General features: G+C 34.7%; 25 protein-coding genes and 1 riboswitch. Of the genes, 10 read left to right on the top strand and 15 right to left on the bottom strand.

All coding sequences use genetic code 11. The annotated features are described in order from the left end of the window. Positions 1-5: 5 nt before the first annotated feature. Together AB4Y30_RS16785 and AB4Y30_RS16780 are read left to right on the top strand one after the other, a co-directional pair. The gene (locus AB4Y30_RS16785; RefSeq protein ID WP_368653329.1) at positions 6-833 is read left to right on the top strand and encodes a flagellar hook-basal body protein; all 828 of its coding nucleotides are present in this window, start codon (positions 6-8) and stop codon (positions 831-833) included. A gap of 53 nt (positions 834-886) precedes the next feature. Then, complete coding sequence (locus AB4Y30_RS16780; RefSeq protein ID WP_368653328.1) at positions 887-1,228, top strand: DNA-directed RNA polymerase subunit beta; 342 nt, start codon at positions 887-889, stop codon at positions 1,226-1,228. An 88-nt stretch (positions 1,229-1,316) separates the two neighbouring features. Here AB4Y30_RS16780 and AB4Y30_RS16775 read toward each other — a convergent pair whose 3' ends face one another. Next, positions 1,317-1,466, bottom strand: coding sequence for a lmo0937 family membrane protein (locus AB4Y30_RS16775; protein WP_368653327.1), 150 nt, complete (start codon positions 1,464-1,466; stop codon positions 1,317-1,319). 138 nt (positions 1,467-1,604) lie between these two features. On the opposite strand from AB4Y30_RS16775, the gene fabZ reads away from it, so the two are divergent. From fabZ to AB4Y30_RS16760, 3 genes are all read left to right on the top strand, one after another. Beyond that, positions 1,605-2,024 (top strand): 3-hydroxyacyl-ACP dehydratase FabZ, encoded by a 420-nt coding sequence (fabZ, locus tag AB4Y30_RS16770; protein ID WP_368653326.1) that lies wholly within the window; start codon positions 1,605-1,607, stop codon positions 2,022-2,024. 157 nt (positions 2,025-2,181) lie between these two features. Next, positions 2,182-2,442, top strand: coding sequence for a hypothetical protein (locus AB4Y30_RS16765; protein ID WP_368653325.1), 261 nt, complete (start codon positions 2,182-2,184; stop codon positions 2,440-2,442). A gap of 185 nt (positions 2,443-2,627) precedes the next feature. Beyond that, positions 2,628-3,110 (top strand): competence protein ComK, encoded by a 483-nt coding sequence (locus tag AB4Y30_RS16760; protein WP_368653324.1) that lies wholly within the window; start codon positions 2,628-2,630, stop codon positions 3,108-3,110. Positions 3,111-3,162: 52 nt separating this feature from the next. On the opposite strand, the gene AB4Y30_RS16755 is transcribed toward AB4Y30_RS16760, so the two are convergent. The 6 genes from AB4Y30_RS16755 to AB4Y30_RS16730 all read right to left on the bottom strand — a co-directional run bounded on the left by AB4Y30_RS16755 (position 3,163) and on the right by AB4Y30_RS16730 (position 7,615). Further along, positions 3,163-3,603 (bottom strand): threonine/serine exporter family protein, encoded by a 441-nt coding sequence (locus AB4Y30_RS16755; protein WP_368653323.1) that lies wholly within the window; start codon positions 3,601-3,603, stop codon positions 3,163-3,165. A 15-nt stretch (positions 3,604-3,618) separates the two neighbouring features. After that, positions 3,619-4,362, bottom strand: a complete 744-nt coding sequence (locus AB4Y30_RS16750; protein WP_368653322.1) for a threonine/serine exporter family protein — start codon at positions 4,360-4,362, stop codon at positions 3,619-3,621. Positions 4,363-4,486: 124 nt separating this feature from the next. Continuing rightward, positions 4,487-4,888 carry a hypothetical protein gene (locus AB4Y30_RS16745; RefSeq protein WP_368653321.1) on the bottom strand — a complete coding sequence of 134 codons (402 nt, stop codon included), beginning with the start codon at positions 4,886-4,888 and terminating at the stop codon, positions 4,487-4,489. Positions 4,889-5,021: 133 nt separating this feature from the next. Beyond that, positions 5,022-5,750, bottom strand: coding sequence for an ABC transporter ATP-binding protein (locus AB4Y30_RS16740; RefSeq protein ID WP_368653320.1), 729 nt, complete (start codon positions 5,748-5,750; stop codon positions 5,022-5,024). After that, positions 5,750-6,478, bottom strand: coding sequence for an ABC transporter permease (locus tag AB4Y30_RS16735; RefSeq protein WP_368653319.1), 729 nt, complete (start codon positions 6,476-6,478; stop codon positions 5,750-5,752). Before AB4Y30_RS16735 ends, AB4Y30_RS16740 begins: the two co-directional genes overlap by 1 nt. A gap of 123 nt (positions 6,479-6,601) precedes the next feature. After that, entirely contained in the window at positions 6,602-7,615 is a 1,014-nt protein-coding gene (locus AB4Y30_RS16730; RefSeq protein WP_368653318.1) for an ABC transporter substrate-binding protein, read from the bottom strand. Between the two features lie 122 nt (positions 7,616-7,737). Beyond that, a riboswitch (TPP riboswitch) is annotated at positions 7,738-7,846 on the bottom strand. Between the two features lie 344 nt (positions 7,847-8,190). Between AB4Y30_RS16730 and AB4Y30_RS16725 the strand changes: the two genes are divergently transcribed. Both AB4Y30_RS16725 and AB4Y30_RS16720 read left to right on the top strand, forming a co-directional pair. Beyond that, positions 8,191-9,273, top strand: coding sequence for a glycosyltransferase family 4 protein (locus AB4Y30_RS16725; RefSeq protein ID WP_368653317.1), 1,083 nt, complete (start codon positions 8,191-8,193; stop codon positions 9,271-9,273). A 570-nt stretch (positions 9,274-9,843) separates the two neighbouring features. Next, entirely contained in the window at positions 9,844-10,392 is a 549-nt protein-coding gene (locus AB4Y30_RS16720; protein ID WP_368653316.1) for a hypothetical protein, read from the top strand. 196 nt (positions 10,393-10,588) lie between these two features. Here the strand turns inward: AB4Y30_RS16720 and AB4Y30_RS16715 are convergent, their stop codons facing one another. After that, the gene (locus AB4Y30_RS16715) at positions 10,589-11,752 is read right to left on the bottom strand and encodes an amidohydrolase (RefSeq protein WP_368653315.1); all 1,164 of its coding nucleotides are present in this window, start codon (positions 11,750-11,752) and stop codon (positions 10,589-10,591) included. Positions 11,753-12,209: 457 nt separating this feature from the next. On the opposite strand from AB4Y30_RS16715, the gene AB4Y30_RS16710 reads away from it, so the two are divergent. Beyond that, positions 12,210-13,256, top strand: coding sequence for an MraY family glycosyltransferase (locus AB4Y30_RS16710; protein ID WP_368653314.1), 1,047 nt, complete (start codon positions 12,210-12,212; stop codon positions 13,254-13,256). Positions 13,257-13,316: 60 nt separating this feature from the next. Here AB4Y30_RS16710 and AB4Y30_RS16705 read toward each other — a convergent pair whose 3' ends face one another. Genes AB4Y30_RS16705 through AB4Y30_RS16695 form a run of 3 tightly spaced genes read right to left on the bottom strand, consistent with a single transcriptional unit; the run spans position 13,317 to position 14,404 of the window. Next, positions 13,317-13,676, bottom strand: a complete 360-nt coding sequence (locus AB4Y30_RS16705; protein ID WP_368653313.1) for a hypothetical protein — start codon at positions 13,674-13,676, stop codon at positions 13,317-13,319. Between the two features lie 13 nt (positions 13,677-13,689). Further along, positions 13,690-14,232: an EndoU domain-containing protein gene (locus tag AB4Y30_RS16700; protein ID WP_368653312.1), complete on the bottom strand. Its 543-nt coding sequence runs from the start codon at positions 14,230-14,232 to the stop codon at positions 13,690-13,692. A gap of 31 nt (positions 14,233-14,263) precedes the next feature. Continuing rightward, positions 14,264-14,404 (bottom strand): hypothetical protein, encoded by a 141-nt coding sequence (locus tag AB4Y30_RS16695; RefSeq protein WP_368653311.1) that lies wholly within the window; start codon positions 14,402-14,404, stop codon positions 14,264-14,266. Between the two features lie 311 nt (positions 14,405-14,715). Between AB4Y30_RS16695 and AB4Y30_RS16690 the strand changes: the two genes are divergently transcribed. Further along, the gene (locus tag AB4Y30_RS16690; RefSeq protein WP_368653310.1) at positions 14,716-15,324 is read left to right on the top strand and encodes a DedA family protein; all 609 of its coding nucleotides are present in this window, start codon (positions 14,716-14,718) and stop codon (positions 15,322-15,324) included. 31 nt (positions 15,325-15,355) lie between these two features. Here the strand turns inward: AB4Y30_RS16690 and AB4Y30_RS16685 are convergent, their stop codons facing one another. Further along, positions 15,356-16,135 (bottom strand): phosphatidylserine decarboxylase, encoded by a 780-nt coding sequence (locus AB4Y30_RS16685; RefSeq protein ID WP_368653309.1) that lies wholly within the window; start codon positions 16,133-16,135, stop codon positions 15,356-15,358. 187 nt (positions 16,136-16,322) lie between these two features. Here AB4Y30_RS16685 and pssA point away from each other — a divergent pair, with 187 nt between their 5' ends. Then, positions 16,323-16,856, top strand: coding sequence for a CDP-diacylglycerol--serine O-phosphatidyltransferase (gene pssA / locus AB4Y30_RS16680; RefSeq protein WP_368653308.1), 534 nt, complete (start codon positions 16,323-16,325; stop codon positions 16,854-16,856). Between the two features lie 60 nt (positions 16,857-16,916). Here the strand turns inward: pssA and AB4Y30_RS16675 are convergent, their stop codons facing one another. Genes AB4Y30_RS16675 through AB4Y30_RS16665 form a run of 3 tightly spaced genes read right to left on the bottom strand, consistent with a single transcriptional unit; the run spans position 16,917 to position 19,068 of the window. Next, on the bottom strand, positions 16,917-17,702 hold the full coding sequence (locus tag AB4Y30_RS16675; protein WP_368653307.1) for a hypothetical protein: 786 nt from the start codon (positions 17,700-17,702) through the stop codon (positions 16,917-16,919). Next, positions 17,702-18,619, bottom strand: coding sequence for an ATP-binding cassette domain-containing protein (locus AB4Y30_RS16670; protein ID WP_368653306.1), 918 nt, complete (start codon positions 18,617-18,619; stop codon positions 17,702-17,704). The genes AB4Y30_RS16675 and AB4Y30_RS16670 overlap by 1 nt, the downstream gene beginning before the upstream one ends. Further along, complete coding sequence (locus tag AB4Y30_RS16665; protein ID WP_368653305.1) at positions 18,616-19,068, bottom strand: helix-turn-helix transcriptional regulator; 453 nt, start codon at positions 19,066-19,068, stop codon at positions 18,616-18,618. Before AB4Y30_RS16665 ends, AB4Y30_RS16670 begins: the two co-directional genes overlap by 4 nt. Positions 19,069-19,083: the final 15 nt, after the last annotated feature.

Here is a 19,083-nt window from a genome sequence, read left to right as displayed (position 1 = left end):
GTTTCATGTCACAAATGATGGTTCAAGCAGCAGTCACAATGGGGCAGCTACAAAATAAATTAGATGTGATAGGGAATAACTTGGCTAATAGTCAAACAACAGGCTATAAAAGTCGTCAAGTAGAGTTTTCTTCACTCTTATTCCAACAAATAAATAATATGACACATCCTTCTAATGCATTGGCTAGAGTAACACCTGATGGTATTCGAGTAGGTACTGGAGCAAAATTAGGTTCCATTAATTCGAATCTTTCTAGTGGGGCATTACAAACTACTGATAGAGATTTAGATACAGCATTAATAAATGAAAGCCATTTATTTACTGTTGAGGTTATCCAAAATAACCAATCGGAAATTCAGTATACACGTGATGGTAGTTTTTATTTGCAGCCAATTCGAAATGACTCAGTGATGTTAACAACAGCTGATGGGAATCCTGTTTTAGGGCGAAACGGAAGAATTGAGATCGATGCTGGATTTGATTCGATTAATATTTTGTCAGACGGGAATATCATAGTGAAGCGTGGAGATAATACAGAAAATGTAGATTCTCTACAAATATATGAAGCTCATAAACCAAGGCTCTTAGAAGCTGCGGGAGATAATTTATTCCGTATTCCAGATGAAATACTTTTGACAGAAAACATAGATACCATTCTTGAGCAAGTAGGGAATGGTAACAATTTAGTGCAAAGCGGTACACTTGAAAGTTCAAATGTTGATATGGCGGAGCAGATGACCGAAATGATCAATACACAGAGATCGTACCAGTTTAACGCACGAACTATTTCAATGGCAGATCAGATGATGGGGCTTGTGAATCAATTAAGATAATCCATTTTGTCTGTTCTAGGACATGAAATAGTTTAGATTAAGGAGAAACAATTATGGCTACAAAACAATCAAATGGTAATGTAGGAACGAAGTCGAGGGTTGAATTAAAACAGCAAAATCAAAAAGCAGTGAAGAACCCTAACGATGAACCAAAAACAAATGCTACGAAAAATAAGAAGCAAGAAAAATCAAAGCGCAAAAAAAAGCTAAAGAAGCCAAGACGAAGAATATTCCCGATAACTTTAAGAATTATTATCATTTTGGCACTTTGTGCAACAGCTTTAGTTTTAGGCGCTATGGTAGGCTATGGGATTATAGGAGACGGTAATCCGACAGATGTGCTTTTAAAGGAAACGTGGCAACATATCATTGATTTTGTGAAAAAGGAAGAGTAATGAAACTCCTTGTGCGATAAAGACGAATAGATTCAAAGAGAGGGATTGCCAGAAAATATTTTCTAGCAATCCCTCTCCGCTTTATTACCTAGGGAGCAGGATTTCTGCCTGTTACTAATCGAATAATAAGAACAATTAATGCAATTACTAATAAAATATGGACAAACCCACCAAGAATTTTGAAACTAAATCCAAGTATCCAAAGAATTAGTAAAATAACGAATAGTGTCCAAAGCATATTCTTGTCCTCCTTTTTTATACAACATAGCGATATATTCTAGATGTATGTATTTATCATCATAATAACCTTTCTCCCTAAAGTTTAAACGTTTTTGTTATAATATAAGAACAATGTAGAAAATTTGGAGGGAATCAAATGGACATTCAAGAAATTAAAGAAGTTATTCCACACCGCTATCCTTTCCTATTAGTTGATAGAGTGTTAGAGATGGAAGAAGGAAAGCGTGTCGTTGCAATTAAAAATGTAACAGCAAATGAACCATTCTTTCAAGGACACTTTCCAGAGTATGCAGTAATGCCAGGTGTATTAATTATTGAGGCATTAGCTCAAGTTGGAGCAATTGGTATGTTACATATGGAAGAAAACAAAGGAAAAATTGGCTTTTTAGCAGGATTAGATAAATGTCGTTTTAAACGTCAAGTTGTCCCAGGTGATCAATTGCATTTAGAAGTTGAAATCACACGTGTTAAGGGACCTATTGGTAAAGGAAAAGGTATTGCAACAGTAAATGGTGAGCTTGCTTGTGAAGCAGAAATTATGTTTGCAATTAAATAAATAAAGCTATTCCCTTTTGGGTAGACAGATTTTTAAAATTTGTCTACTCAAAAGGGATTTTTTATTTTAAATTTTTTAGTAATAAAATTTTTAAAAGAGAATGATGGTCGTCATAATGGATAAGCTAACATTGTGTATAATGAAAGGAGGGAAAATCTTGAAGAAAAAATTATTGTTTTTACTACTTATCACAATGTTGGTTGCTGCAGGATGTAATGTCATGGAAAGAGATAACATGGACGACAATAGAGATCTAGAGGAACCAAGACAGGATGTACCATTAAATGATGACAATGGCGATTTGAACAATGATGTGTATGAAAATAATCGTCAGCCAGATGAAGACTTAAATAACGATAATAATAATGGTAACAATAACAACAATAACGATACTGAAAATGATAATACCACACGCTAATTTAGTGGATGAAGTAGAGACAACGATATTGAAATAAGATATCGTTGTTTTTGCATTATAAATCAAATTGTATATATACTTTTCTAAAGAAGTAAAAAATTCTAACAAATGAGAATATTTTCCTGGAATTTAAATTGTTCAAGTAGTAAAATAGAACTATATTATAATAAAATGGAGGGAAAGAATTGAGTATCATAACAAATGCTACAATGTATATTATTACCAAAAACACAAAAGCAATTATCGCAAATTCTAGTGGGCATTATCGTTCAAAAATTTTCCATTCTGAAGGAGAATCTAATTCTATCCATTCTCCTAGACAAATTATTTCGTATAATTGTATGAAGAATCACTCATCAATGGAAGGAAGAGAAACAGCGGCACGTCATGTATTACGAACAAATAGCAAATTACCTATTTCAGTGAACCCATCATTGGGAATCTATTTATTTCCGACCACATCTCCAAGAAATCCTCAATGTGTATGGCTTTCATATTATCATATCGATTTTTTCAAACAAGTGGATGAGCTTACATATATTCATTTTCAAGATGGAACTAATTTACATATTTCTATTTCAGAAAGAACATTAGATCAGCAGTACAAAAAAACAAGTCAACTAATTGCTGCTTTCCATCGAGAAAATATTTTTGGCTACAGCCTATAAACAAAGAAGCTTCTATCCCATTTTAATTTTAGAATGGAGACAGGAGCTTCTTTTATATCTGCTTTTTTGCTTTTTGGATGATTTTATAAGCTACTTCAGAGAACATTAATCCTAGAGCAATTCCGCCTGATAATAAAATAACTTTTGCGGATAATTGTACACCTGACAAATAATCGTTTTCGACAAAATTTCGCATAGCGTGATAAGCAATGCCACCAGGAACCAATGGAATAATTCCAGCCACATAAAAAATTAGAATTGGTTTTTTAAAATAAACCGCACATAATCTACTTAGAATTCCAACAAGTATTGCAGCAATAACAGTTGCAGCAACAACATCCATTTGATTTACAGATGTTAAATAATAATATAAAATCCAGCCGCACATTCCAACAAGTCCACATTGTGCTAAGACTTGACGTGGGGAATTAAATAAGATTGCAAAGCCTGCTGAAGCAATAAAGCTCGTTATTAATTGAGCAATAATTAGCATCCTGTGTGACCTCCTTTAAAAAATTGCAAAACATACAGCAATTCCTGCACCAATAGCAAACGCTGTTAGCAATGCTTCTACTCCTTTGGAAACACCTGCTACAAGATGGCCAGCGAGTAAATCACGTACAGCATTTGTGATTGGCAGTCCAGGAACTAATGGCATGACTGCACCAATAATAATCTTATCTATTTCCACACCTAAACCAGTTTGAATAAAGATAATTGCTAGAATTCCAATTAAGAATGATGCAGCAAAATCAGCAATAAAACGAATTTCAACAAAGTGAAGTACAATCAGCATCATCCAAAAGCCAATTCCACCAGTGATAAATGTAGGTATGAAATCTGCCCAATTACCACCAAACATAATTGCAAAACAGCTACTTAATGCTGCTGCTGCAAGAATTTGTAGCCATTTGGGAAAAGACAGATCAGTTTTTTCTAAAGCTTGCAATGCTTTTAATGCTTCTGTTAAAGTGAGCTCACCAGCAGCAATCTGTCGTGATATATCATTTACTTCAGCAATTTTATGGAGATCTGTTGAACGATTAGAAATTCGCATCAAATTAGATGCTTCTGCAAACGAAGTCGAAAAATTAATTCCTGTAGGCATAGCAAAGCTTTGAGCATCTGTTAGACCATAAGCTGTTGCAATACGTGTCATTGTATCCTCGACACGATGTGTTTCCGCACCACTTTCTAGCATAATTTTCCCTGCAAGCATGCTAACCTTTGCGATATCTCGAGAACCATCCATCTGATTCACACCTCTCTTTTCGAACATAAAACGTATTCACTATTATAGTATCCCCAATAAAATAACGCTACAATGAAAAAACTTGTAAATAGGCGCTTTATAACACCTATTTACAAGCTTGCTGTTATATCATCATAAATAATCCTATAATACAAACAAATGGAATTGCATTAGCCATTGCTATTCCTAAAAAGGAAAATGTTTGTATGAGATTTTTTGATTCTTCTGTAACATCGAAAAACCTTTGTAAAATAATAAAGAGGGTTGCAAAGCCAATTGTTAAAAAGATAATAATTGCAGGGACATATAGTGCTTCAATGCCATTTCCAGATTGAAGATTCATCATTCCATAGATGATTAAAAGTAAAGGAATAACTTCGGCAAGTGCCACCCAAATAAAAAATTGTGTTTGTACTTTCATTACAGCTTCAGGATTCTCTTTTATTCGTTCTATAGAAATTTTAAATATAAGTAGAATCGGAAGGGCAGCTAGTAGCGTGGCTGCAACAAATATATAAGGGCTCATAAATTACCTCCTTTGATATAAGAATATATAAGTAATTTTAGCATAACCGTATGTACCACTCAATGAGCGGAAAAATATTGGCTAACTTTATTCTTATGTTCTAAGGAAGTAAGCGGTATGAATTAGATACGTTTTACGCTTGAACCGCTCCCATAACATACTTTTTCCATTCTAAAAAGTCAGCAGAAAGCAAAAGCTCCTCATTGCGAGGTCGTGCAAAGGGGACCTGAATAATTTCTTTAACTTGAGCTGGATTTGTAGACAAGATAACAATCTTATCTGATAGAAATAATGCCTCATCAATATTATGGGTGATGAATAGTACAGATTTATCGAATTGATCCCAAGTGGAAAGGAGCCATTTTTGCATTTCTAATCGAGTAAATTCATCTAGGGCAGAGAATGGCTCGTCTAAGCACATAAACGCTTGCGGACTCAGTAACGCACGAATAAAAGCAACTCGTTGTTTCATGCCTCCAGATAAAGCATGAGGATATGCATGAATGACTTCTGCAATTCCTGCTTTTTCTAACATATGAATAGCTCGCTTTTCATCCTGGCTCCCGTGCAATTCCTGCCCAAGTAATGCATTTTTTAAGACAGAACGCCATGGAAATAATGCTGCCTGTTGTGGCATATAGCTAATATGACCACTTTTTCCTATAATCGATTCTCCATCCATATAGATATCTCCAGTGTCTGGAGTTAATAATCCACCGATCAGATTAAATAGTGTGCTTTTTCCACTGCCAGAAGGACCAATAAGAGAGATGAATTCCCCATCCTTTACATCAAAGGAGATTCCTTCTAATACTAGCTTTTCTCCAAATGATTTATGAATATTGTGTATCTCTAATTTCATTATTTCTCTTCCCCCTTCTGCCAACGAATAATTAATCTTTCTAATAATAAGATAAGACCAAAGAATGCAAGGCTTAGTAACATGGCGATAATTATGGCAATAAATACCCGGGAAGTACGGTAAGAGGAGGTAGCAAGTGTAATAAACACACCAATTCCCTTCTGAGCGCCAAGCCATTCAGACACAACTGTTGCCATGACACTATATGTTGCAGCAATTTTTAGACCAGAGAAAATGGATGGTAATGCATGAGGTAACTCTAATTTAAAGAAAAGCTGTGATCTTGTAGCACCCATCATTTTCATATAATAAACAAGGTCTCGATTGGTTTGTTGAAATCCTCCTAGTGCTGAAATTGCTACTGGGAAGAAACAGGCAATGGTAATAATAATTAGCTTAGGCAACGGCCCAAAACCAAGCCAAATAACAAGTAGTGGTGCAATAACAATTACTGGCATGTTCTGCGATAAGATTAAGAAAGGGTAGAATGTTTCTTTTACCCGTGGCAAGGTATGTAATATCAAAGCGATAATTAAGCCAACAGAAACACCGATAGCGAATCCCGAAGTTGTAAGTTGTAGGGATGCATAGAAATGTGGCATAAACTCGGGAAGTACTTCTGTGAATTCTGTCCAAATATCAGAAGGAGCAGGTAGGAACCATTTTTCTATATCAAAAATGCGGGTTGCTAATTCCCAGAGAAGAATCACGACTATAATTGCAGTCACAGGCCGCCAGCTATTTTTTATTATTTGCAGGATCATTGTATAACACCACGCTATTTTATAATTTTATGAAATTCATTAAATAAAGGGATTGCTGAAAATGACCTCAACAATCCCTGATTCTGATTACTTTTCAGGTAAGAAATCATTTGTGAATGCTTTTTCAAAATCAATTAGTTCATCAACAATACCATTTTCATGCAGGAATTTAGCAGGCTTCTCCCATCTTTCTAGCTCTTGAATTCCCCATTGTTCGGCATCATCTTGGTAGCGATCTGCTAACCATTCTTGACTATGTTTAACTAGCTCAGGATCTAAATCGGGTTCAGCTTCTATTAAAATATTTGCTGCTGCTTCTGGATTATCTATTGCGAATTCATATCCCTTTGTAGCTCCATGGATAAATGCTCTCACAGTATCAGGATCTGATTCGATCATATCTTCGCTGGTTACTAAAACAGGTGTATAGAAATCAAGCCCATCTGCAACGTCGATATAATACATCATATTGATGTCCAGCCCACGTAACCCTGCTTCTATGCCTGTCCAGCCGTAGAATACTGTAGAGAAGTCCACATCTCTTTCAATAGCTGTAAACCAATCAGATTGTCCAATATTGATAAAATCAACCTTTTCTACATCTGCACCATTTTCTTCCATGATGAAACGCATCATAGCCTCTTGTAGCGGAACTCCAATGCCTCCAAACTTTTTCCCTTCAAAGTCTTTCGGTGTTTGAATGTTTTTATCTACTGGTGACGCATATCCAGCTGTGTTATGTTGAATCACTGCAGCAATAGAAACGAGCGGGAGACCTTCAGGGCGAGCCATAATAAGACGCTCTTGGTAGCTTACTCCAAAGTCTGCTGTCCCAGAAGCGACAAGTTGGTTAGAGCCAACCTCTCCAGGCAGTATGATTTCTACATCTAATCCTTCCTCTTCAAAGAATCCTTTTTCTTTAGCAACATAAATTCCAGTATGGTTTGTATTTGGTGTCCAATCAAGAACGAAAGTAACAGGTGTTAATTTTTTGCCATCTCCAGATTTTTTATTTGTGTCATTGTCTTCTTTCTCACTACTACAAGCAGAGATAACAATAGCTAACACGACGAACACACATAAATAAAATGCTTTCTTCAAAATTTTCCCCTCCGTAAGTTCATTGTTGTCATTTTAATATGTTAGTCCTCCTGAAATAAAAAAATGCACTAAGATTAGCTCTTAGCGCATGGGAAATTAAACATTCATTTATCGTATTACAATGAATTAACGTCTATGTTCCCTACGCTGGTACCAACCAGATCAGGTTCTAAGGGTTAGCATCTTATGGATGCAATCTCAGCTTTAAAGAAAGCTCCCCTACATAACATATAAAATTGTACATCATTCAAATAATGTGTAATGCATTACAGAGATAAGTATGCCATAAAAAATTAAAAGTTGCAAAGACATCAAAATCCATTTTCTAGAGTAACTGATTTTCTGTAATAAAAATAAAAAATGAAATAATCATTTTGTAGCTTATTTTGACAAATATAAGGCAGAAGAAAAGTGATTATTCCTCTTTGTTTTATTTTCTCATGTTCAATTCCTCATAAATTCGATATAATATAGCAAACTAAAAGTACGTGATAAAAATTAGCAATTTAGTTTAAATTTGAAATCCCTCTTAAAGAAAAAGAGCTGTTAAACGATAGCATTACAAGGAGGACATGATGATTCAATCATTTGATTTAATTGTTGCTCTACTTATAGCATGTGTTTCAACATTTATATTAACGATACCTGTACGAGCCCTCGCTATGAAATTTGAAGTGTTGGACCATCCAAACAGGAGAAAAATACATGAAAATCCAACTCCAAGACTTGGAGGCGTGGCTATTTTTATTGGATCTTATTTAGGGATTCTTTATCTGCAGCCACAGCATGAACATTTATGGGAAATCTTCTTTGGATCATTAATTATTGTTATTATTGGCGCTCTAGATGATCGATTTGAATTAAGGCCATATGTCAAACTAGGAGGACATATTGCAGCCGCCGCATTGGTAATTTCTTCCGGTTTAGTAATTGAGAAAATCACACTACCTTTTTTTGGAGTAGTAGAACTAGGTTTTATTAGTGTTCTTGTTACTTTCATTTGGATTATTGGAATTACGAATGCAATTAATTTGATTGACGGTTTAGATGGTTTAGCCACAGGAGTGACAACCATTGCTTTTACAAGCATGTTAATTATGGCGATGATTGATGTGCGTGTAGTGGCTGCTTACTTCTGTATTGTATTGATTGGTTCAAATTTAGGATTTCTATACCATAATTTTTATCCAGCAAAGATATATATGGGTGATTCAGGCTCAAACTTTTTAGGATATATGATTGCAGTAGTATCGATTCTTGGTTTATTTAAGAATATTGCGCTATTAAGCTTTATTATTCCAGTAATCTTATTAGCTGTACCAATTTTCGACACTTTTTTTGCGATTGTAAGGAGAATTAAAAATAAAGAAAGTATTATGGTAGCAGATAATTACCATGTGCATTATCAACTACTTCGGGCAGGTTATACGCATCGTGGAGCCGTAGTAATTATTTATGTGTTTAGCGCAGTTTTTGGTGTGTTAGCAGTTCTATTTGCTAAAGCCTCTATTACCTTTGCTTTATTGATTACTGCCCTTGTTCTTGTTGTTCTACATTTATTAGCAGAAATGGCAGGAATTGTTCTTGGAGGAAGAAGACCCGTGATAGATGCGTACAAACGACTATTTGTTCGGAAAAAAAATGTGGAAGATCGTTAATTAATAAAGTTGTATTTCGTTTGAAATTCAAACACCTGTAGATAGAAGTCTAAAATCTGCAGGTGTTTTTTTGTGAGATAAGAAAGTGTAAAACTTTTGCACAAATTTATTCTTATTCAGAGATAGAACTGTCTAGCTCCGAGCGTCAAAAACTAAGAAAACAATAAAGAAGACTTGACGATTGGCAAGCCGTCAGGCGCAGACAGAGTCATAGCCGCACTTTCATCAGCTAAATACGGTCACGTCACGAGCACCAACGCTGATACTAGGACATCCTGTCCGTCGTGCCTCGCAGGTGAAAGTCAACATCGGTTTTGTTTTATAAGGAAGCCCGACTAAAATCAGGCTAAAGTCTAACGTCGGATACCCCTAAAGAGGCATGTTTCCTTTATCTCAGTTGTGCCACTCCAATTTCTACTTTTTTCGACGGACAGGATGTGCTAGTACAGACACGCGTTTTTAGTCTGTAAGGGCGCTCTCGCTTTTCGCCTAGTAGGATTTATGTCATAAAATAGATTTTTTTGTTATGATATGTATAGGAAGAAGGTCTTATAAAAAAGGGGGAAGAAGTTGAAAAAACTAGTTTTCTTATTTGTTTTAATGGTTTTGGTAATTGCCGGATGCGGAAAGAGCGAAGGAGTTCCCGAGATTACAGAATTAATAGATGAACATTTAAATGTATCTCCATATATTCCAAAGATAGACCATGAGATCGGGACAGTGACGTTGGAATATATCGTTGGATTCGAGGATGGAGATCCGCAAAGTGTGAATGTGGAATACAAAGCTTCTTTAGATGAAAAGGTAGATAGTGAGCTTGTAGAGGTTTGGCAAGAAGAGAATCCAGCAACGGAAATTATTTATGGTGATTTATACATGGATCCAGCTGTAATTGTATTAACAATATTTCCAGAAGGAGCAGGATCAATAATTGACGCAGAAATAATTGAAATTGATGGACATGAGATAGAGTATTTAAAAACAGAAGAGGGTTTGGATATTGTTCACATGAATATTAATTTTGATGACGTAGGATATAGTATTCAATACGCTGTAGAATCAGATGATATTGATGAAGCGGCAAAGGACTTTGCTGAAGATATTATTAAAAATAATTAAAGCAGGAAATTAGACAAACAAGCATGGGACTGGGACAAAAGGAAAAACTAAGCTTGAAATCCGAACAATATTCAAATGAAGCGAAGTATATTTCCTACGCTGTCATTCGCACAATTTATGTTTGGAATTAGCTAAGTAATAAATTCCTATGTTCCAGCCTCTATGCTTGTTTTCATTATTCAGTAAATCACATTAATTAAAACACAATCGTATCTACATCAGATTGAACAGTTTTATCGCGAACTAATTGCCCGTCAATATAGACAGCCTCCACTTCATCCTGTAAATGGAAGGGATTACCATTCCAGATGACAAAATCCGCATCTTTTCCAGCTTCAATAGATCCAACACGATCTTCTACTCCTAGATGTTTAGCGGCATTGATGGTAATTGATTTTAAAGCTTCTTGTTCAGATAAACCTTCACGTATTGCGTGCACTAAACTGGTACGTAAGAAACGTACACCAATAACTGGATGATCTACTGTTAAAGAACAAGATACACCAGCGTCTGTTAACCGTTTAATTGTATGCCAGCCTTTACGTTTTGTCTCTACTTTATTACGAGATGACATAGTAGGTCCAACCGAAACAGGAACATCATGCTTAGCAATAAATTCAGCTATTTCATGTCCTTCTGTCCCATGCTCTAAGGACATATCAATATCGAACTCACGCTTAATGCGCAAAGCAGTTACGATATCATTAGCACGATGTGCATGAATTCGGAGTGGAATTTCTTTGTTTAATACTTTCACTAAGTTCTCTAATCCTAGATTTCGTTCTTTTTTATCACTGTTTAAATAATTTTGTGCTTCGATAAGCTTACTTCTTAATAATGCGGCAATACCCATACGTGTTTTAGGAGGCTTGCCTTTTGAACCGTGCGCATTTTTAGGATTTTCTCCTAGTGCAGCTTTCATCCCTGATGGAGAACGTAATAACATTTCATCGACGATATTACCAACGGTCTTCATCACAACCATTTCCCCACCGATAACATTTGCACTACCTGGCATGACTTGTACTGTTGTAATTCCTTCATTTCGGCAATCCTGAAATCCAACTTCTGTTGGGTCAATAGCATCAAGTGCACGAACCTCTGGGGTTGTAGCCGAGCTTGTTTCATTAGAATCTACACCGTTTGAACCGATACCTTCTTCTACAACACCAAGATGAGAGTGGACATCAATTAAGCCGGGGGTAATAATTTTCCCCCCAGCATCAATAACCTCATAATTGTCGGGAATATTTAAATCTCCATCAATCTGTTTAAATTTTCCGTCCTCTATTAGAATCGTTTGAGCATCTAAAGTGTTTCCATTTCCATCAAAAACAGTAGCATTTTTTATTGCAAGCATGCTTTTCCTCCTTTAATAAAAGTGTTTCTTAAACAACTATACTATTATTCTGACGATTTTGTCTACTTAACGATTTTCTTTTATCACAACTGAATTTTTATTGATTTGTAAAATAAAACCTAATTGTTGAATCAAAGTGTTTTAAAAATGTAAATGTTTCATAAAGTTTTTAAAAGGGTATTTTTAGAGCAGGAAAAGCCATGTTGAATAGGGAAATAGTGTATGTACTTTTTTACACCTCATTGCTTTTAAGGCATGTATTTTGTATACTAATTGTTGATGCTTAGTTAAATGTAAAAAAAGTGTAACTAATTTAAACTTTTTACGTCTAATAAAATAGTAGTCTAGTAAATAATCACGTAGAATTGAAAAGATCGCAGATACATAGGAAGAAAAATGAAAACAATTTATGAAAAATGAAATATGAAGCTACGTTGTTATTCAGGAGGCTTTTTTTATGCTATATATTGTAATTGCACTGTCATTTATATTGTCACTTATACTTACACCAATGGTTAAGAAATTTGCTGTACGAATAGGCGCACTTGATTATCCAAATGCACGAAAAGTGCATCAATATGTTATGCCTAGAATGGGTGGTTTAGCTATTTTTATTAGCTTTGTCATCGGGTTTCTTGTATTCTTACCGCAAACTTATACACTCTGGCCTATATTGCTTGGAGCAATTATTATTACAGCAACAGGAATGTTGGATGATCTGTATCAATTAACTGCAAGAGGGAAATTAACCCTTCAATTGCTTGCGGCAGGAGTTACTGTAATAGGTGGAGTTCAGTTAGAATTCATTACATTGCCATTTATAGATGAAAGAGTTGAATTTGGTTATTGGGCAATTCCAATTACAATCATTTGGATTGTAGCAATTACGAATGCTATCAACTTGCTTGATGGATTAGATGGCCTTGCAGCAGGAGTTTCTGCCATCGCTCTATTCACAATTTCGATGCTAGCAGTAATGATGGGGAATCCGTTGCTTGCTTTAATTGGATTTTTATTATTCGGAAGCACTGTTGGTTTCTTGGCATATAATTTCCATCCAGCTAAAATATTTATGGGAGACACAGGAGCCTTGTTTCTAGGCTATATGATTAGTGTTATCTCCATTATGGGTCTGTTTAAAAATGCTACAATCTTCTCATTAATTGTACCTATTATTATTTTGGGAGTACCAATTTTAGATACTGTATTTGCGATTATTCGTCGTATGGTACAGAAAAAGCCAATTTCAGCACCAGATAAATTTCATATTCATCATTGCTTAATTCGTTTAGGGTTAACACATCGACAAACAGTGATGCTCATTTATTTAATGAGTGCGATGTTTAGTTTAGCAGCTATCTTATTTACACGAGCAACCATGTGGGGATCGACAGCTATCTTAATTGCTTTGATTATCCTGGTAGAGCTGATTGTGGAAATAACGGGGCTTATTAGTAAAAACTATCGCCCACTATTGAATTTAATCTCAAAAGTTACTGTATAATAAAGAAGCCAGCGAGTTTTTGGATATGATATCCATTGACTTACTGGCTTCTTTAGTATTTTAGGATTCTATTTTCGCCTTTTCGGCCAAGTATATTTTAATTAGTCGTTTTAGTTCCTCTGTTCCTATTTCATATGGTGCGAGGGTATCAGCATCATCAAACATATCTTCAAAAAGATCGGTAATTAGGATGGTATCCTTTTTAATTTGTAATGCACACCGATTTCCACTAATCTCCATCATTGAAGAAACTCCAGCCTGTACAGCTGCAATATCTGCTAAAATCTGTGTATGCAGGAGACTTGCATCTGACATCAGAAATTCACTAACAATTGCCATTTCCGGATTTTGAAAATCCATTGCTAGTACTGTTCTTTGATGTGTACCATTTAGAATGGATACTTTTCGAAATTCAAACATGCTTTTCACTCCTTTAATAAACTGGAAAAGCAGAGATTATCAGATCTTTATTGTCTAAATACATACGAATAGGCATTCCTTCAGCTGTTAAGCCTTCATAGGTATTCCCCGAAATAAACGCACGATGCTCGTATGCTTCATTAATTGCATCGACAACCTGCTGAGTTGTCCATTCATTTGGAAAGAAAGACGATCTCCCTTTATTGGATGTTTTTGCAACATCATTTACTTTTACTTCTGCTTCAAAAACACCGAAATCATTTGGCTCTGTAGCAGTTCCTGGAATAATTTCTCCTTTTTTCGTAGGTAGCCTATCATAATGGAAACCAACTGCTTGATTCTTTTTATTTAGCTCTCCTTCTAAAATATGAGCTAAGGCCCCTTGTTTAAAATAATCGGTATTTTTTAGTTCAGAAATACTTTCGATCTGCTGCGCAGAATCTGATTCTTCATTGAGGATCTGATCTACTCCGTCAAGTACTTCGTCAAGGCTACATCCTGCAATAAGGAAAAAGCTAGCACTAATGAATAATGTGTAGAGAAAATTTTTCCACATATTGATTTCCTTTCTTTGTATAGAAAGCTTGTTATTGAGTAATGGAAGAAAGAAGTGCTAACGTCTGCTCTTCATGGTTTTCCGGATTAAAAGGTCCAATTTGAAAGAAACCTAGCAAACCTATGGCAATTAATACGATTAAAATAATTATTAATGTACGTACACTTAACACGAATGTCACTCGCCTTCATTTGATTTTAAGGACATAAGAGCTGCAAAATGTCCAAGGTTTTTAAAATATATAGTAGTCTCGCTAAAAAATAGATTGAGTTTTTAGCAAGAACCAAAATTAAAAAGTAATTTTAGGCACTTTTCATTCCTTATTCTACCTTAAAAATTAAATTTGGTAAAAAGGATTTGAAAAAAATCCCTGCTAGAGCCTAGAGAAAAGAATCAATAAACATATTACTTCCCTTTGGGGTTTCATGATATAATGGAAAGAATATTGAATTTAACATAGTAATTTTAAAGGCAGGGTAGGAAATGGAAATTTGGTATGAAATGATAGGGCAATTTGGATATATTTCTATTTTTACCCTACTCTCTCTGGGAATAATTGGTTTACCAATTCCAATTCCAGATGAGTTAATATTAGCATATTTAGGATATATAACTGCAATGGGATATATGGATTTCACTCTAACATTTATTGTTGCTCTTTTAGGAGCTCTTTGTGGAGTAACGATTAGTTATTTTATTGGTAATAAGCTAGGAGAACCATTTATTCGTAAATATGGTTCGAAGCTTTGGATTAGAAAAAGTGCGATAGAACGAATGGAAAGATTATTTCAAAAATATGGTTCCTTAGCCATTTTTATCAGTTACTTTGTTCCGGGCGGTAGAAATGTTGCGGCTTGTATGGGAGGAATTACTCGATTTCCTTTTAAACAGTTTGCGCTATACGCATATGCTGGATCACTGTTCTGGGTAATTGCATTATTGTGGATAGGTAATAGACTTGGTACAAGTTTTGTTATGATTACACATTTTATCCACCGTTATATGGCAAATATGATTATTATTATCATTCTTGGAGCTATTATTTATGGCATTTACTATTTTTATAGACGTACATCAAAGCATCGGATGTAAGGTAAGAAAATAAAAACACGCAGCAGAGAATTTATTCCCATACTGCGAGCGGCTTTCCTAATTGGAGCTTTTCTTTCTCTTGAACTAAAGGAGAGAAATTGTTATTTTTTTCAATAAATAAAATGACAGTCGATCCAAATGAAAAATAGCCAAGTTCTTCACCTTTTGAAAAATGCTCATCGGAATGGCTAAGTTGAATAGAATTAACATTTAATGCACCAACTTTTATCATGGCAACCTTTCCGTAAGCAGTTTCTAATTCAGAAATAATTCGATAATTCGTAGCAAATGGGGTATCACCATATTGTAGTCCCATTTGATTCACAGGATAAGATTTTTCACCAAGTGCATATCTTACTCCAACTTTTCCGTCAATTGGATAGTGAAATCGGTGGTAGTCACGAGGAGAAAGGTATAAAATAAAATAATAACCTGATTCATAAGTTTTTGCACGCTCTGTACTACCGAAGATTTGTTCTAATGTGTATTGTTGATCTTTTACAGAAAAACGGTTATTCTGACGGACAATACCCATACTTTCAACTACTGCATCCACTGGCGAGATGAGGATGTTAGGTGATTGATTAATAGGGCGCAAGTCAGGCTTTAATTCTCGAGTGAAGAAATCATGCAAAGAACCGAATGCATTTAAAGGAAGCTTCATCTCATCAATATTAATCCGATAGGTCCTAGCAAATGGACGGATGAGAGGCTTACTTAATCCAGATTGAGAAAATTTCCTCAATGCTGTTGAACTATAACGGTTACCTGTAAGATTAATAAAATATTTAAGTAATTTCTTTTTATTCATAGCTTCACACCTTTATATTTATAGATAGAACGATAGTGGGTAAAACATCGCTTGATAAAATGTTATCATGGAACTAGCAGAACTCATTTATTTTAGTAAACTAAAAGCTACATACTAATCAAGTAAAGGCTCTAGATGTGATTTACACTGGGTAAGATTGTTATTACCCGAAAAGGGGGTAGGGATGATGTTTTTGATTAGACGTATTGATTATACTAAACTAAAAGCACAAATGGCTAATTTTATTACTTTAATAAATCTAGCACTTGGTATTATGGCGATCATTTTTATGTTTGAAGGTTCATATAAAATGAGTATTTTCTTTATTATTCTAGCAGTAGTTTCAGATCGCTTTGATGGTTTAGTTGCAAGAAAATACAATATAGAATCAGAGTTTGGGAAAGAGTTCGATTCTTTATGTGATTTAGTTTCTTTTGGTGTTGCACCAGCATTACTCGTTTATCATACTAGCTTAAGTCAATTAACGGGAGTAGGGGTAACATTAGTTGTATTATATATTATTTGTGGTGCCATTCGCTTAGCTCGTTATAATGTACAGGAATTTGATGGGTCATTTTATGGTATTCCTATTACTGTTTGTGGATTTATTCTTACATTTTTCGTGATTTTCCATCAGCACTTATCCGTATTATTTTTTGCAATTATGATATCTATTTTAACAGTTTCCATGATTAGTAACATTCGAATACCAAAGATGTAAAGAAAACGGCTTGAATCTCTAATATTAGAGACTCAAGCCGTTATTTTTATTATAAATAAATTATTTCACTTCTGCTTTCCTAAAGATAAGAATAGTAATTAGATAGAGAACAAGGATAAAGAGTAAGCTGATCAGCAAGCTCTCTGTTATAAATTTACTGTTCATACTAAGTGTTAGTTGTGATAAATCAATACCAAAAGGGGTGTATGCCATTACAGAATGAACAAAGTCATTTAAACTTGAGATTGGTCCAAGAATTAAGCTAGTCATATATGTAGCAGCAATAACGAAAACCGCTTTTTTAAATAAAAACATATAAAAAATACTAACCATCAGCTGGCTGATAAAGATAAATAATGACATCCCACTCACCAAGAAGATTTTACCAAGCAAACGAACTGTGAAATTTTGCTGTACAGATTCTGATAATAGATTTAAGGTTGGCGTCGGGATAAAACCACTGAACAATGTATCGGTAAAGGAAAAAATAATTGTGATTATTATATATGGAAAGTATAAAAGAGCAAGTAGAATAAACAAGATTAGAATTTTATTAATAATAATAGCGTTTCTACTATGTCCACCAGAAACAGCATTTTCAATAATTTTATTTTCGAAATCTGTAGTAAGACAAATACCTGCAGCGATACTTCCTAATAATGCCATCATCTGGGTTTCGGAAAATAAAGCTAAAGTGCCGGACGCAGTCTCAACATTAAGGCTACCTGTAGCCACATAGTGAGAGCAGGCGGCAAAAATAATGGCACTGAGCATAGCTAAGGTGAATAATACCCATGGTGAAATCGATCGGCTTAATTTAAAGACATCTGCTTTTAATAGCTGCATTAGTTCATACCTCCTATCAGTTGAAGGTAGTAGCTTTCTAATGTTTCTTCCTGAGTTGCTAGGGTTGTAATAATAATATTATGCTCTATTAAAGCTTTTGCTAATTCTTCTTTTCTATCGATAAAGTCATATAGTTTAATACTTTTATCAGGCTGTATAATAAAATTCTCTGTATGAAGCGATTCTTTTAGTACTTTTTGTAGCTTTTCTGGTTCATTACAGTCGAGAATTAAATGTTTATTGATTTGTTCTTCTAATTGATTATGCTGAAGTTTTTTTAAGATCTTTCCTTTATTTACAATGATAAATTCATCAGCAGTTTGATGAAGCTCGGCTAGATGATGGCTGGATAAAAGAATGGTTATTTGATGTTCTCTTGCCAATTCTTTTAATAATTTTCTAATTTCAGCGATTCCACTGGGATCAAGACCATTAATTGGTTCATCAAGCATCAGTATGCTTGGATTACCTAATAGTGTAATAGCAATACCTAACCGTTGCCGCATTCCTAAGGAAAAATTCTTTGTTTTCTTCTTACCAGTAGATTTTAACCCAACGATATCGAGCACTTTTTGTTCTACATTGTTTTCCTTAATCCCTTTTATTGTTTTATGGACGCGAAGATTATGAAAGGCACTCATATTACCAAGAATACTTGGATTTTCAATCATACTTCCCATTTGTTTTCTTCCTGCTTGTAAGGCCTTTGTTCCAGATTGATTAAATAAATATATTTCTCCTGAAGTAGGAAAGGATAAGCCAGCAATGATTCGCATTAATGTTGTTTTACCAGCTCCATTTTGACCAATCAGACCGTAAATTTTCCCTTTTTCCAAAGAGATTGATATGTTTTCCAGTGCATGAAAATCTTTATAGACTTTGGAAATGTTTTTGGTTTCTAGAATATATGCCGTCATTTTTTTGAATCCTTTGTATGATTTAGGATTCCTTGTGTCATCGTTGTAAAAAATTCTAATGGAACTAATGCAATGCCAATACTTTTTGGATTTTCGTCACCTAAAACAAGAAATGTATCACCTTCCTGCATCATAACCAAATTAACAGCATCCTCAGGTAGCTTCACATAGCCGTCCTTCTCTAGAGGAACGGTGTTAAACATATGTTTGCCCTTCGGAGGAATAGGAAAGCCATTGTCTTTTTGATCATAATGAATCAAGTTATCCAAGGAGACGTCAAATAATGTGGCAAGAGCGTCACAGTTAACAATATCTGGTAAGGATTCTCCACTTTCCCACTTGGCAATGGATTGTCTTGTGACACCAATTTTCTCAGCTAAGTCTTCTTGAGAGTAATTATTTTCTTTTCTTAAAAAGGAAAGGTTCCGAGATAGAGTAATTTTTTTCATCATTTTCATCCCTTT

Source organism: Ornithinibacillus sp. 4-3 (assembly GCF_040958695.1).
Lineage (GTDB): Bacteria > Bacillota > Bacilli > Bacillales > Amphibacillaceae > CALAMD01.
The sequence above is the reverse complement of the archived record's forward strand: the minus strand, read 5'-3'. Positions and strand labels throughout refer to the sequence as shown.